Here is a 13,643-nt window from a genome sequence, read left to right on the forward strand (position 1 = left end):
CGGGAGGGCGGGCCCCGCCGAGAGGGGGCGCTTCGGGCGCGCCGCAGGCCCGTCCGGCTCCCGCCGCCGTGCTCCCTGCCCGGATTCCCGCCCCCGGTCGGACGACCGTCCTCGCTGCCCCGCCACGTGCTCACCCCCGGTGTTCCCGTGCTTCGTGCTTCCGTGTTCCCGTGCTTCGCGCTTCGTTCTTCCGTGCGTCGTCGCGCGCCACGGTGGCGCCCGCGCCGGACGGTCACAAGTCCGATTGCGGCACTGCCAGTTCTGGACGTCGGTGCCGACCGGCCGGTTCCCGGGCGCGGTCGGGCCGCCCGTCATGCGAGGAACGTGCTTCCGGATGAGTTCTACACGGGTGTAGAGATTCTACTCGGCGGGGGTGCGGGTGTTCGATCGCGTCGGCGTGCGGGGTCCGGTCGGCATCGGTACACTGCACCGAGTAGTTTCATCGAGGGGTCGAGGCAGTGGAGGAGCGGACCGTGGCGGCGACGGGTGGAGCGGGGCGGCCGGAGAAGCGCAAGGCGATCACGCAGGCCGCGACGGTGGTGTTCGGCCGCGAGGGGTACGTGCGGGCCAGCATGGACGCCATCGCAGCCGAGGCCGGGGTGTCCAAGCGCACGGTCTACAACCACTTCGCCGACAAGGAGACCCTCTTCCTGTCGGTGGCGCTGCAGAACTCGGCCGAACTGACCGAGAAGATCCGGGACTTGATGGCGAAGTACCTCGACCGGGTGGTCGACCTGCGGCAGGACCTGGTCGACTTCGCGGTCGAGCGGGCCCGCGCGGTGCTGTCCGCCGGGGAGCACGGGGCGCTCGGCCGGGCGATCCGCGCCGAGGTGGCCAACATCCCGGCCGACGTCCTGGAGGCCTGGCTGGAGGCCGGGCCGATCGCCTCGCTGCGCGACCTCGCGGCGCGCTTCGCGGCGCTCTCGGAGCGGGGGCTGCTCGCGGTCGGGGACGCCGGACTGGCCGCCGAGCAGTACACGCTGCTGACCTTCCACGGCATCGCCGAGCGCTCCTTCTGGGGCGCCCTCCCGGTGGCGGACGAGGAGGTCGAGCGGATCGCGGCGGTCGGCGTCGACGCCTTCCTGCGGATCTACGGCGCCGAGCGGGCCTGAGCTCGGGGCCGGATGGACCGCCGGGCGGGGGCGGCAGTGCGCCGCCCCCGCCCGGAGTCCGTACGGATCACTTCCAGTTGACGCCCTTGCCGAGGGTGTAGGGGTCGCCCCAGTACTCGGCGCCCGCGATCTTCGAGGCCTCCGGCGACATCGCCACCGCGCAGGAGGTGGCCGACTGGCCGTTGGTGAAGCCCTTGGGCAGCGATTCGCTCTTGCACTTGGGGAACGCGCCGATGATCAGCAGGTCCTGGGCCTCGGTGCCGTCCGCCAGCAGGCCCTTCATGTGGCCGACGCTGGTGAAGGACAGGTCGGTGCTGCCGGCGTTGGTGACCTTGTAGTGGATGTAGTACGGCACCAGGCCCTTGGCCTTGTCGCCCAGGTTGAGCGGGGCGAGGTCGGCCGGGTCGCCCTTCTCGATCGAGGTGACCGCGAGCGAGATGGTGCCCTTGGTGCTGCCCGAGCTGAACGGGATCGTGACGGCGTCGCCGACCTTGACCGTCGTCCCCGGCGCCGGGCTCGCGCCGGCCGGAGCGGGGGCGGCCGCGGAACCGGAGGCCGCGCCGCCCGCCGGGGCGGAGGTCGGGGCGGCCGGGGTGATGGCGCCGCCGCTCGGCGACGGCGCGCCGGTGGCGGGCGCGGACGAGACGGGCGGCGCGGCCGGCGGCGGGGTGGTGGCGGTGTCCGACGACGACGCGTCGTCGTTGCAGGCGGTCATGGTGAGTGCGCCGACCGCCGTCAGCGCGACCAGGGCCAGGGCGCGGCGACTGCTGCGGATGGGCTTCATGTGACGTCCCCCGTCATTGCGGACCGCCGTCGGCGGCCCTCCTGAAGGACGTTCATAGCGCAGTTCCACGGCCGGAGGCCATGATTCCGGTGTTCTTTTGACCGGTCCGTGACGAGGCCCACGCGGGTCCGTGACAAGGGATATCGAGTCGTGATCCGGCGGCGGCCGGGGGCGACCTCCGTGGATCGATCGTTCCTGTGCGATTCTGTCCGCCATGGTTTCGGAGATGATCAACCAGGCCCGTCGGCTGGTGGCCGACCGCTTCCCGGACGCGCTCGCCACCGTGCTGGCCGGGTCCGCGCCGACCGGACGCGCCACCGCCACCAGCGACCTCGACCTGGCCGTCCTGGTCGCGGACGGCGGCGAGACCTACCGCGAGACCGTGCGCTTCGAGGGCCGCGCGGTCGAGCTCTTCGTCCACACCGGGACCGGCCTCACCGAGCTGTTCGCCGTCGACGCCGCCTCCCGCCGGGCCGTCCTCCAGAGCATGTACGCCACCGGCCTCCTGCTGACCGACCCGGACGGCCACGGCGCCCGCGCCCGCGAACGCGCCGAGGCCGATCTGCGCCAGGGCCCGCCAGCCCTGGCCCCGGACGCGGTGGAGACCCGACGGTACGGCCTGACCGACCTCCTGGACGACCTGGCGGACGCCGGAGCCGGGAGCACGGGAGACGCGGCGGACCTGGAGGACGCGGGGGACGCCGCCGAGCGGCTGGCGATCGCCGGAGAGGTGCTGAACGCCGCCGCCGACCTGCTCTGCGACCACCGCCGGGCCTGGACCGGAGTCGGCAAGTGGCTGCCGCGCCGCCTGCGCGAGGCCGACCCGGTGCTCGGCCCCGCCCTCCTCGACGGCCACCTGCGGCTGTGCCGCGACGGCGACCCGCAGCCGCTGGCGCGGGCGGCCCGGCAGGTCCTCGACCTGGTCGGCGGCCCGCTGACGGAGGGCTACCGCCGCACCTGGCGCGGCACCCTCGAGCGCACCGTCTAGGACGTAGCGGCCGTCGTGTCGTCAAGCGGCCCTGAGCACCAGCTCGTTGTAGGTGGCGACGGTGGTGAAGCCGAGCCCTTCGTAGAGGCGGATCGCCGGGGCGTTGTCGGTGCGGACGTTGAGGCCCAGGTGGTCGGTGGTCGCGGCGAGGTGCCGGCACAGGGCGGTGACGCAGGCCCGGGCGAGGCCGCGGCCGCGGGCGTCCGGGTGGGTGGCCACGTTGCCGAGGACGGCCACCCGCTGGACGGGGGAGTGGACGTGCACCCCGGCCACGGCCAGCAGCCGGCCGTTCTCGCGGACGCCCACGTAGCCGCCGCCGGAGAGCATCCGCGGGTCGAACCAGGCCTCCGGGTAGGACGCGGCCAGCAGGGCGCGGGTGGCGGTGAGGTCGGCGTCCGTCAACGGCTCGGCCCGGTGGCTGTCCGGGTGGCCGTCCGGGTGGCCGGCTCCGTCCGGGAGTGCGGAGGTGAGCAGCATCCGCAGCAGCGGTGTCCGGCGCTCGACCGCGTAGTCCGGCGCCAGGGCCCGCTCGGCGCCTTCCGGCAGGCCGGCCGTGAAGCGGCGGGGCAGGAACGGCCGCAGCTCGCCCAGCAGGGCCTCCAGCGGCGGGACGGCGGGGGGCCGGGCGAAGGCGAGCAGGACGGGGGTGTCGCCGCCGCTGAAGAGCAGGGCGACCGGGCCGTGCTCGGCGGAGGCGGTGTACCAGGCGGTGTTGGACCAGGTGGGCTCGTCCAGGTCGCCGAGTTCGAAGAGGTGCAGCGCCGGGTCGGTGCGGAAGCGGGCGGCGAGCGCGGCGCGGTCGTGCAGGCTGATGAGGGGCACGCGGTCGAGGATAGGGCGGGCCCGTCGGCGTCCGGTGTGCGCACCGGACGGGCGGCGGCCCGGTCCGCTCGTCGGCGCCGACGAGCGGACCGGGCCCGGGTGGGGTCAGATCATCCAGCGCTGGGCCGGGTCGTTGCCGTCACAGGACGTCATCGAGGTGTACTGGCTGACGCCGTTGCCCTTGAGGCACTGCCCGGTGACCGCGTTGCGGACCAGGTACCAGCCGCGGTCCTCGTCGGTCAGCCGCCACTTCTGGTTGGCCGGCATCCCGTACTGGACCGGACGGTTGAGCCCGTCCCAGCCGCCGGGGGTGTCCCAGAGCCGGACGGCGCCCGAGCCGGTGTCGAGGTCGATGACCTTGCCGGTGCTGCCGTGCGAGATGGCGGTGGTGCCGTCGCAGTAGTTCCAGACCAGCCAGCTCTGGGCGTCGGACCAGTCGTTGGCCGAGTAGACGCCGATCCGGGTGCCGTTGCTCTCGTTGTCGCCCGGCAGGTCGAGGACGCCGGCGGCGCCGTTGTAGACCTTCGCGGGGCTGTGCAGCGCGGCGCCCAGGTCGCAGTCGCCCGCCTGGGCGGCCTGCGCGGCCGGCGCGCCGGCCACGACCGCCCCCGCGACGGCCGTGACGGCGCCGAGCGAGGCGAGGAACCTACGGGTACGGGTGGTGGTGTTCATCGGATTCTCCTTCTGGTGTGGTGGACGGTCCCGACGTCAGCCGCGCGGGACCCTGAGTGCGGCCCACTGCTTCGGGCCGGGGATGCCGTCGGCGTCCTCCCCGGAGTCGCCGAGCTTGTGCTGCCAGTTGCGGAAGGACTCGCGGTCGGCGTCGGACCACTCGGGCCCGGGGCCCTCGGCGTAGGCGGAGCAGCCTTCGGCGACCAGGCGCTCTCCCATCCGGGTGATGACCTCGCTGCGCCGACCGTCGTGGAAGAACTCGACGCCGGGGAACGGCTCGTCGCCGCCGGAGCCGTCATCGCCGGAGCCGCCGTCGGAGCCGGCCGGGGCGGTCCCGCCGGCCGGGGCGCCGTCGCTCGGGCTGTCCTCCGCGGAGGCCTCCTGCCCGAAGTAGATCGCGCCGGGCCGGTCCTTCCAGTCCGGGTCGGCGAGGACGACGCCGCCGGCGAAGTCCGGGACGCCGTAGCCGTGGACCCAGTCCGAGCGGCGCTCACGGGTCTTCATGTAGACGCCGTCGCCCTCGGAGCCGCCGCCCTCGTTGGTGTTGCCTTCGACGGTGGTGATGGTGGAGCTGGTGTAGGCGATGCAGATGCCGGTGTGGCTGCCACCGCCGGGGCCGAAGAAGACCTGGCCGCCGATCACCGGGTACTCGGTGAAGCGGCCGCGCTCCTTGAACCAGGCGACGCCCTCCGCGCAGGAGGCGGTCACCGGGAACAGCCCGGCGTTGCCGGACTGTTCGGCGCACCAGGCGACGAAGGTGGCGCACCAGGCCTCGCCCTGGGACCACTCCAGGCCGGCGACGGCGGGGGAGAACTTCTGGATGTTGTTCCAGTGCCCGCCGCTGCGGCCCTCGTGGTAGCCGACCTCGTCTCGGGCGACGCGGATCAGGTCCGCCGCGTTCGAGGACATGGGTGTGGACTCCTTGTTGCTGGAAGTGCTGGAAGTGCTGGAAGTGCTGGACGTGCTGGACGTGCCGGACGTGCCGGACGTGCCGGACGTGCCGGAGGGGTGTCGGTGGGGCTCAGACGCGGGCGAAGGTCTGCACGTAGCGGCCCCAGTTGCCGCGCTGGCGGGGCGCGTAGCCGACGCCGAGGCGGTTGTAGGTGGGGTTGAGGATGTTGTCCCGGTGGTGCGGGCTGTTCATCCACATCTGCATCGCCTCCGGCACGCTGTTGCCCGGGGTGACGTTCTCGGCGGCGGCCACGTTGGTGAGGCCGGCGTCGCGGATGCGGTCCCAGGGTGAGCTGCCGTCGGTGCCGTCGTGCTGGGTGAGGTCGTGCGAGGCCATGTCGTCGGCGTGCCGCTGGGCGGCCGCGTTGAGGCGGTCGTCCAGGCTCAGCGGCGGGGCGCCGACCCGGCCGCGCTCGGCGTTGACGGCGTTCAGCATCGCGGAGCGGAAGTCGCCACCGCCCGGCTGGGGCTGCGGTTGGGGCTGCGGCTGGGGCCGCTGCTGCTGGCCGCCGCCGCTGACGCCGCCGGCCGGGACGAGCTGCCAGCGCTGGGCCGGGTTGCCGTCGTCCTGCTTGCCCAGGGTGAGCGGGGAGCCGGGGGCGGCCGCGGTGAGGAAGAGCTCGCCCTCGTCGGTGCGGGTGGTGCGGATGCGGACCCAGTCGTTGTCGACGGGCTCGAAGCACCAGTGCTGGTTGGGCTGGTTGTGCTCGTTGAACAGCCAGGTCTGGCCGATGGAGTAGTTGTAGTCCATGACCATGGCCTGGCCGGGGGCGTGCCGGCCGGTGGTCAGCTGGGTCTCCAGCAGGAAGCTGCCGTTCTCCTTGCCCCAGAAGGTGAAGCCCTGTGCGGTGGTGCCGTTGGAGCCCCAGGACTGGATGGCGGTGCCGGCGGCGGTCTGGCTGGAGCGGACGTCGGCGACCGTTCCGTTGGCGGACTTGAGCGTCCAGGTCTGGCCGTGCTGCGGGAGCGTGGGCATGTGTCGCGCCTCTCGTCGGTGGTGCCGCCCCGGGCCGCGACCTGTGGTCGGCGGCGGCCCGGGGCCTGACGGGAGAGACGTTTCCGCAGTGCGGTAGACGGGTGGTCAACGCGCGTAGCCGGAGCCAGCGTTGATGCCGTGTCTACTCCGCCAGCAGCCCCCTGACCTGCGCCGCTTCCTCGTCGAGCCCCAGTCGCTCGTACACCTCCAGGGAGTCCGTCAGGCAGGCCCGGGCCTGGCGCGGGCGGCCGAGGCCGGTGAGCGCGGTGCCGAGGGTGCGCAGCAGGGCGGCCTCCAGGGCGGCGCTGGTACGGCGGGCGAGCGGGAGGACGGCCTCGGCGGCGTCGACGGCGAGCAGCCAGCGGCCGGCCTCGGCGTGGATGCGGGCGGCGAGGTCGCCGGCCGCGGCGGCGAAGACGGTGACCTGGAGGGTGGTGAACTCCTCGCGGGCGGCGACGGCGTGGTCGAGCGCCGCCTCCGGGTCGCCGCACAGCCGCAGCACCCGGGCGAGGTAGTAGCGGCCGATCGCGGCGGAGACCGGCCCCGAGTCGCTCATCAGACGGGCGCAGCGCTCGGCGGCGTCCCGGGCCTCGGCCAGGCGTCCGGTGTGGGCGGCGCTGAAGGCGAACTCGCCGAGCGCGCTGCCCTCGGCCCTCCGGGCGCCGAGGCGGTGGAACAACCCGGCGGCGCGGCCTGCGTGTTCGGCGGCCTCGGCGTAGCGGCCGTGCATCCGGGCGTTGCTGCCGAGGGTGATCAGGGCCTTGGCGAGCACGCGCTCGGTGCGGTCGTCCCGCTCGGACAGGGCGACGGCCCGCTGGATCTCCTCCTGGGACTCGGCGTAGCGGTTGACGTGCCAGAGCATGCTGCCGCGCAGGTAGCGGGCGAGGGCGAGCGGCCCGTCCTCGCCGCGCTCGGCGGCGCGGCGGGCGATGCGTCCGGCGAGGTCGACGATGACGGTGGTCTGGGTGCGTTCCGGGAGCACCGCGCCCATCCGGTCGGCGAGTTCGGCGGCGCGGTCGAGCGGCAGGGCGGGGTCGTCGCAGCTCAGCGCGATGACGGCGGCGTTCACCTCGGCCTGGTCCCGCATCCAGCGGACGGCGTCCGCGCCGTCGGCGATGGTCCGGCCGGCGGCGGCCACGGGGGCGCCGAGCAGGCTGAGCTCGGCCGGTTCGGCCTTGCGTGCGGCGAGGTCGGCGTTGCGGGCGGTGGCGAGGCAGAAGTCGAGCAGCCGGTCGGTGGCGGCGGTGCGGTCGCCGGGGGCGTCCTCGTCGGCGAGCCGGTCGCGGGCGTAGGCGCGGACCAGGTCGTGGAAGCCGTAGCGGCCGAACCGGGGGGACTGCAGCAGGTTGAGGTCGACGAGCTCTTCGAGGAGCCGGTCGGCCTCGTCCTCGCTGCGGCCGAGCAGCGCGGCGGCGCAGGGCAGCGGGAGGTCGGGGGCGTCGGGCAGCGACAGCAGGCGGAAGGCGCGGGCGAGTTCGGGGTCCAGCCGGTGGTAGGACAGCGCGAAGGTGGCTTCCACGGCCCTCTCGCCGTCGCTGAGTTCGGCCAGCCGGTGCTCGTGGCGCAGCCCGTCGGCGAGTTCCGCGAGGGTGAGCGCGGAGTCGGCGGCGAGCCGGGAGGCGACGATGCGGATCGCGAGCGGCAGCAGCCCGCAGGCGTGCACGACCTGCTCGGCTGTCGCGGGTTCGGCGGCGACCCGCTCGGCGCCGACGATGCGGGTGAGCAGGTCCAGCGCCTGCTCCGGCGGCAGGGTGTCCAGGCGCAGCTGGTGGGCCCCGGCGAGACCGGCCAGCCGGTGGCGGCTGGTGACCAGGACGGCGCAGCCGGCCGAGCCGGGCAGCAGCGGTTCGACGTGGTCCGGGGTGGCGGCGTTGTCGAGGACGACCAGGACGCGGCGTCCGGCCAGCGCCGAGCGGTAGAGCGCGCTGCGCTCGCCGGTGTCCGGCGGGACGTCGGAGGGGTCGACGCCGAGGGCGCGCAGGAAGCCGGCCAGCACGGTGCCCGGGTCGGGCGGGGTGCGGTCGGCGCCGCGCAGGTCGGCGAAGAGCTGTCCGTCGGGGAAGCGGTCGCGGACCTGCCGGGCGACGTGCACGGCGAGGGTGGTCTTGCCGACGCCGCCCATGCCGTCCAGCGCGGAGACCACGACGGCCCGCCCGCCGGCCGCGGCGAGGCGGTCCAGGAGGGCCTCCACCTCCTCGGAGCGGCCGGTGAAGTCCGGTAGGCCGGAGGGGAGTTGGTCGGGCGCCTGCCAGCTGTCGCCGACCGGCTCGGGGGCGGCGCCGGCGGGCCGCAGGGTGGCGTCCTCGCGCAGGATGCGCAGTTGGAGGGCGGCCGGGCCCGGCGCGTCCGGCGGCAGCGACGGGCGGGCGTCCTCGTACACGGCGAGCGCCTCGGCCTTGCGGCCCGCCTGGTAGAGGGCACGCATCAGGACGGCGGTCAGCCGGGGCCGCCCGGGGTGCTCCAGGGCGAGCGCCTCGGCCTCGGCCGTCAGGTCGGTGCGGTCGCCGAGTTCGGCGTCCAGCTCCAGTTGGGTCTCCTTGGCCGAGATCCGCTGCTCGAGCAGCCGGGCGCGGACGGCCTCGGCGTGCGGCCCGGGCAGCCCGGCGAGCGGTTCGCCCGCCCACAGCCGCCGGGCGCGCCGCAGCACCTCCCGCACCTCCTGCGGCGGAGCGTCCGTCGCGCGCAGCCGTTCGGCCTCGGCCAGCAGCTCCGTCCAGGCGGCCGCGTCCACCTCGGCCCCGGGCACCCGGAGCGCGTAGCCGTCGCCGATCCGCAGCAGCGGCAGCCGCTCCGGATCGTCCCCGGTGTACGGCCGGAACGCGCTGCGCAGCCGGGAGACGGCCAGCTGGACGGCCTTGCGCGGGTCGGCCGGCGGGGCCCCGCCCCACACCCCCTCGACCAGCAGCGGGACGGACACCGTCCGCCCGGCGGCGTCCAGCAGGACGGCGAGCACGGCCCGCTGCTGCGGTCGGCCCAGCTCCAGCTCCTGCTCCCCGCACCAGGCCCGCAGCGGCCCCAGAAGCGCGAACCGCAGCCCGGCTCCCCCCACGTCACCCATGTCCGTCCCCGAAGGTCGTCTCGCGCCGGGATCCCGCCACTTCCGTCCGGACAGCGGCGCCCCCATACCCCGGCGGCCTATGCTCTGTCACTGATTGTGCACCGGAACGGGGACTTCGGGGAGCTTCGGGGAGTGGGCTGTGGGGCTCGAATTCCGCGTGCTGGGACCGCTGCGCGCCCGGCACGACGGCCGTGAGATCGACCTCGGCCGACCGCAGCAGCGGGCCGTCCTCGCCGCGCTGCTGTTCGCCCCCGGGCAGCTGGTGCCGACGGACCGGCTGGTCGAAGGGCTGTGGGGCGAGGACGACACCCGCTGGCCGAAGGATCCGGCGGGGCAGATCGGCACCCATGTGCACCGGCTGCGGCGGGCGCTGGGCGTCTCAGGGCTGCTGGTCGCGGCCGCGGGCGGGTACCGGCTGGCGGTGCCGCGCGAGGCCGTGGACCTGTTCCGCTACGAGGGCGCGGTGACGGAAGCCGTCGCGCTGCGTCACCAGGACCCGGTCCGGGCACGGGAGTTGCTGGTGGCGGCGCTCGCCGCATGGGAGGGCGGCCGCGCGCTGGACGGCGTGCCCGGCGGGTTCGCCGAGCGCGCCCGGGAACGGCTGGCGGCCGGGCGCTTCGCGGCGGTGAAGGCGCTGTTCGACCTGGAGCTGGGGCTCGGGCGGCACGCCGGCACGGTGGAGCCGCTGGCCGAACTGGCCGCCGCCCACCCGCAGGACGAGGAGGTGCACCGACTGCACCTGCTGGCCCTGCACCGCTGCGGCCGCACGACGGAGGCGCTCGCGGCCTACGAGGCGCTGCGGGAACGGCTGGACGGGGAGCTGGGGCTGGAACCGGCGCCCGCGGTGGTCGAACTGGCCGACCGGATCCGGCGCGGCGAAGCGCCGGTGCCGCCGCGCCGGCTGCCGCGCCCGTGCCAACTGCCGCCGGACATCCCCGACCTGGTCGGCCGGGCGGCGCTGGTCCGGGAGGCGGAGCGGGCGCTGCGCGCGGACGGGGCGCCGGTGCTGGGCCTGTCCGGTCCGGCCGGCAGCGGGACGTCCGCGCTCGCCGTGCACGTCGCCCACGTCGTCCAGGACGCCTTCCCGGACGGGCAGTTGTACACCGCGGGCGGAGAGACCGGCACGGTGCTGGCCGGCTTCCTCCGGGCGCTGGGCGAACGGCCCGCCCCCTCGGCCGGCCTCGACGACCTGTCCGCCCGCTACCGGACGGCGCTGGCCGGCCGACGGGTCCTGGTGGTGCTCGACGGACTGCCCGAGCCAGCCCCGCTGCTGCCCGCCGTACCGGGCTGCGCCGCGGTGGTGGCGGGCGCCGAACCGGGCGCGCTGCCCGGCGGCGTCGTACGGCTCGCGGTGGGACCGCTGGAGCCGCACGACGCCCACGAACTGCTGGCCCGCATCGCCGGCGCGGACCGGATCCGGCAGGAGCCGGAGGCGGTGGCCGAACTGGCCGCCCTCTGCGGGAACCTGCCGGTCCTGCTGAGGGCGGCCGCGGAACGCCTCGCGGCCCGGCCCCGCTGGTCGGTGGCCGACCTGGTCGGCTGGTTCACCGGGCGGGGCTGAGCGCGACCGGGCTGGGCTGAGCGCGACCGGGCGGGGCTGAGCGCGACCGGGCGGGGCCGGGAGCGGCCTAGTACGGGTCGGAGGAGCCCCGCACGATGGTGATCTGGTTCATGTAGTAGTTGGTGCTGCCGGCGCCCATCTCGATGTGCAGGCCGCCGCCGCTGTGCACTTCGAGGGCGGCGGTTCCGGGCCCGCCCTTGAAGACGTTGTTGGCCCAACAGATCCGGGTGCCGGTGCCGTAGACGACCAGGTTCCCGTCGCCCTGCATGATCGCCCGGTCGCCGCAGCCGGCGCTGTGGGTCGACCACAGGGGTACGTCGCCGTTGCCGGTGTTCCGGTACATGACGAGGTTGCCGTCGCCCTGCATGATCAGCCGGGTGTCGCCGGCTTCGAGCCGGTCGTTCCGGTACAGGACCCCGGGCTCCGCCATGCTCGCGACCTGAATGCCGTCCGCGGCCGCGTTCCCCGCTCCGGCCAGCACCCCGGTCAGCGCCAGCGTGCCGGCGGCCGTCCCGATGGCCAGGTGCCGCAGCGTCTTCGTCGTCTTCATGTCCCCGTGTTGCCTCTCTCGTCCGCCGGCGCCCGCGAGGTCTTCGGGGCGCCCTTCGGAGGCGATCATGCGCGAGGGCGGTAGACAAACGATGAACGTCTCATTGAGGCGCCTGCCGGGGGCCTGCCGGGGGTTTCTCGACGTACGCGCGTGAGCGGGAAGTCGGCGTGGCCGACTTCCCGTTCCGCCGGCCTCGCTACTGCTGCGGGGCCAGGGGCGTCAGCGGCGTCAGGGGTACGGTGACACGGCTCTCCCAGGCCTGCTGGAGTGCGCGGGCGAACGTTTCCGCGGGCTGGGCGCCGGAGACGCCGAGGCGGCGGTCCAGGACGAAGAACGGCACGCCCGTCGCGCCCATCGCGGCGGCGGTCGTCTCGTCCTCGCGGACGGCGTCCGCGTAGGCGTCCGGGTCGGCGAGCACGGCGGACGCCGCCTCGCCGTCCAGGCCGGCCTCGACGGCCAGCTCGACCAGCCGGCCCTCCTCGAACGCCGAGCGCTCATCGGCGAAGTTCGCCCGGTAGAGGGCGTCCAGCAGCTGTCCCTGCCGGCCGTGCTCCTCGGCGAAGTGCAGCAGGCGGTGCATGTCGAAGGAGTTCGCCGCGTCGCGGCCCTCGCTCAGGTAGGGCAGCCCCTCGCCGCGCGCGTTCTCGGCGATCCGTGCCTCCGCGGCCTCGGCCTGCTCCAGGCTCATCCCGTACTTGGCGGCGATCAGCGGCACGACCGGACGGGCCTCGTGCGGTGCGCGCGGGTCCAGCTCGAAGGAGCGGTGGACGACCTCGACCTGGTCCCGGTGCTCGAAACCCTCCAGCGCCCGCTCGAACCGCGCCTTGCCGATGTAGCACCACGGGCAGTTGATGTCACTCCAGATCTCGACGCGCACGGTGTTGCTCTCCTTCCGACCTGCGCGGACCTCCCGCGCCGACGCCGGGTGCAACCCGTTCGGCGACCTGGATATTTCAGGACGAGAAATATCCAGGTGTCGCTACGGGGCCGCCACCCAGCCCGGGAGGGTGGGCAGCAGGGCTTCGGCGAGCCGGTTCAGGGCCGCCTCGTCGGGGTTCCGCTCGTCCTGGCGGAAGACGGCGAGCTCGTAGGCCCGACCGCCGGGCGCCTTGGGGTCCTGGGCCACGACGAGGTTGCGGGTGGAGGGGCCGGCCTTGCCGGGGGCGAAGATGTACGACGCGCTCGACCGGTAGGTCACGGCCGGGTGGCCGAGGACGGTGGTCGGCTGGGCGAAGAACTGCGGCATGCCGACCATGTCGTCGACCGAGGTGTTGCTGTCCATCAGGCTGACGACGCTGAGCTTGAGGCGCACCTCCACCATGACGTCCTTGCCGAAGACGATGGGCGCCGGGTGCGCGGTGGAGACCCGGTCCTCGGGCGTGCCCAGCAGGGACGGCAGGTCGGGGCGGTTGAGCGCGGCGCACAGGGCCGGGTACCCCGGCGGGTCCGTGGGGCGGGGAGCGGCGCACTCGGCGGGCTTGGCGACCGGTTCGGCGTGCGGGTCCGTGGAGCCGTCCATGCACCCCAGCCCCCAGAGCGCGGCCAGGAAACCGCCGAGCACCACCGCCGCGGCGGCCAGCTGGAGGCCCGGCCGCAGCGTCTTCGGCCGGTCGACGGCTTCGCCGGTGCCGACGGGTGCGCCGGTGTCGGCGGCGGTGCCTTCGGCCGTGCGGGCCGTGCGGGCCGCGTCGGCGGTGTCCGCGGTGTCGGCCGCGTCGGCCGTGTCTTCCATCCCTTGTTCCCCCCGTTCGAGAAGCCCGCCCCCGATCGTCCGGGGCCCGGGCGAGCCGGGCCGATCGTAGCGCCGGCCCGCCGGGGGCGATGACCGCGGTCGGTCCGGTGACCTGCGAGGACGTGGCAATCCGCCCAGCTCGGCGAAGCGGCGCAGTTCGGCGCCCGCCGTGCGCCGGACCGGGCCGACCAGCAGGTCCTCGCGCTCGTAGAACCGCAGCGCGTGCACGCTGAGCCCGCTCCGTTCGGAGACCTCGCCGATGCCGAGTCCGCTGTCGCCGCCGCTGCTGCCCGGTTCCGTCATGCCGCCGAAGCCGAGGACTTGATCTAGACCGCGCTCCAGCTCCTAAAGGTTGTTTCACAAGGTTCCGAGAGACCGGAGCGAGCAGTCAGCCGAGTCAAGAATCGGCTGAGTTGTCCTATTTCTCGAGCGCCCGA

General features: G+C 74.7%; 12 protein-coding genes and 1 pseudogene. 3 read left to right on the forward strand and 10 right to left on the reverse strand.

The window, feature by feature from the left end; all coding sequences use genetic code 11:
- Window positions 1-473: 473 nt before the first annotated feature.
- The gene (locus tag ACIRD3_RS34025; RefSeq protein WP_402224277.1) at window positions 474-1,112 is read left to right on the forward strand and encodes a TetR/AcrR family transcriptional regulator; all 639 of its coding nucleotides are present in this window, start codon (window positions 474-476) and stop codon (window positions 1,110-1,112) included.
- Window positions 1,113-1,179: 67 nt separating this feature from the next.
- On the opposite strand, the gene ACIRD3_RS34030 is transcribed toward ACIRD3_RS34025, so the two are convergent.
- The gene (locus ACIRD3_RS34030; protein ID WP_402224279.1) at window positions 1,180-1,896 is read right to left on the reverse strand and encodes a hypothetical protein; all 717 of its coding nucleotides are present in this window, start codon (window positions 1,894-1,896) and stop codon (window positions 1,180-1,182) included.
- Between the two features lie 214 nt (window positions 1,897-2,110).
- Here ACIRD3_RS34030 and ACIRD3_RS34035 point away from each other — a divergent pair, with 214 nt between their 5' ends.
- Window positions 2,111-2,884, forward strand: a complete 774-nt coding sequence (locus tag ACIRD3_RS34035; RefSeq protein ID WP_402224280.1) for a nucleotidyltransferase domain-containing protein — start codon at window positions 2,111-2,113, stop codon at window positions 2,882-2,884.
- 21 nt (window positions 2,885-2,905) lie between these two features.
- Here ACIRD3_RS34035 and ACIRD3_RS34040 read toward each other — a convergent pair whose 3' ends face one another.
- The 5 genes from ACIRD3_RS34040 to ACIRD3_RS34060 form a co-directional block, all read right to left on the reverse strand.
- Window positions 2,906-3,706, reverse strand: coding sequence for a GNAT family N-acetyltransferase (locus ACIRD3_RS34040; protein WP_402224283.1), 801 nt, complete (start codon window positions 3,704-3,706; stop codon window positions 2,906-2,908).
- Window positions 3,707-3,811: 105 nt separating this feature from the next.
- A complete protein-coding gene (locus tag ACIRD3_RS34045) occupies window positions 3,812-4,378 on the reverse strand; it encodes an RICIN domain-containing protein (protein WP_402224286.1) in 567 nt (188 codons plus the stop codon).
- A 36-nt stretch (window positions 4,379-4,414) separates the two neighbouring features.
- Window positions 4,415-5,287, reverse strand: coding sequence for a peptidoglycan-binding protein (locus tag ACIRD3_RS34050; protein WP_402224289.1), 873 nt, complete (start codon window positions 5,285-5,287; stop codon window positions 4,415-4,417).
- Between the two features lie 112 nt (window positions 5,288-5,399).
- Window positions 5,400-6,305: a CAP domain-containing protein gene (locus tag ACIRD3_RS34055; RefSeq protein ID WP_402224291.1), complete on the reverse strand. Its 906-nt coding sequence runs from the start codon at window positions 6,303-6,305 to the stop codon at window positions 5,400-5,402.
- A 142-nt stretch (window positions 6,306-6,447) separates the two neighbouring features.
- On the reverse strand, window positions 6,448-9,363 hold the full coding sequence (locus ACIRD3_RS34060) for an AfsR/SARP family transcriptional regulator (RefSeq protein WP_402224294.1): 2,916 nt from the start codon (window positions 9,361-9,363) through the stop codon (window positions 6,448-6,450).
- Window positions 9,364-9,502: 139 nt separating this feature from the next.
- Between ACIRD3_RS34060 and ACIRD3_RS34065 the strand changes: the two genes are divergently transcribed.
- On the forward strand, window positions 9,503-10,924 hold the full coding sequence (locus ACIRD3_RS34065) for a BTAD domain-containing putative transcriptional regulator (protein WP_402224296.1): 1,422 nt from the start codon (window positions 9,503-9,505) through the stop codon (window positions 10,922-10,924).
- 67 nt (window positions 10,925-10,991) lie between these two features.
- Here ACIRD3_RS34065 and ACIRD3_RS34070 read toward each other — a convergent pair whose 3' ends face one another.
- From ACIRD3_RS34070 to ACIRD3_RS34085, 4 genes and pseudogenes are all read right to left on the reverse strand, one after another.
- Window positions 10,992-11,474, reverse strand: a complete 483-nt coding sequence (locus tag ACIRD3_RS34070) for a hypothetical protein (protein WP_402224299.1) — start codon at window positions 11,472-11,474, stop codon at window positions 10,992-10,994.
- A gap of 196 nt (window positions 11,475-11,670) precedes the next feature.
- Window positions 11,671-12,351 (reverse strand): DsbA family oxidoreductase, encoded by a 681-nt coding sequence (locus ACIRD3_RS34075; protein WP_402224300.1) that lies wholly within the window; start codon window positions 12,349-12,351, stop codon window positions 11,671-11,673.
- Window positions 12,352-12,453: 102 nt separating this feature from the next.
- The gene (locus tag ACIRD3_RS34080) at window positions 12,454-13,206 is read right to left on the reverse strand and encodes a DUF6215 domain-containing protein (RefSeq protein ID WP_402224313.1); all 753 of its coding nucleotides are present in this window, start codon (window positions 13,204-13,206) and stop codon (window positions 12,454-12,456) included.
- A 150-nt stretch (window positions 13,207-13,356) separates the two neighbouring features.
- Window positions 13,357-13,509, reverse strand: a pseudogene (locus tag ACIRD3_RS34085) (MerR family DNA-binding transcriptional regulator); the annotation flags it as partial.
- Window positions 13,510-13,643 lie beyond the last annotated feature (134 nt).

Origin of the sequence: Kitasatospora sp. NPDC093550, from assembly GCF_044764985.1 — a bacterium.
In the GTDB taxonomy this organism is placed as follows: Bacteria; Actinomycetota; Actinomycetes; order Streptomycetales; family Streptomycetaceae; genus Kitasatospora.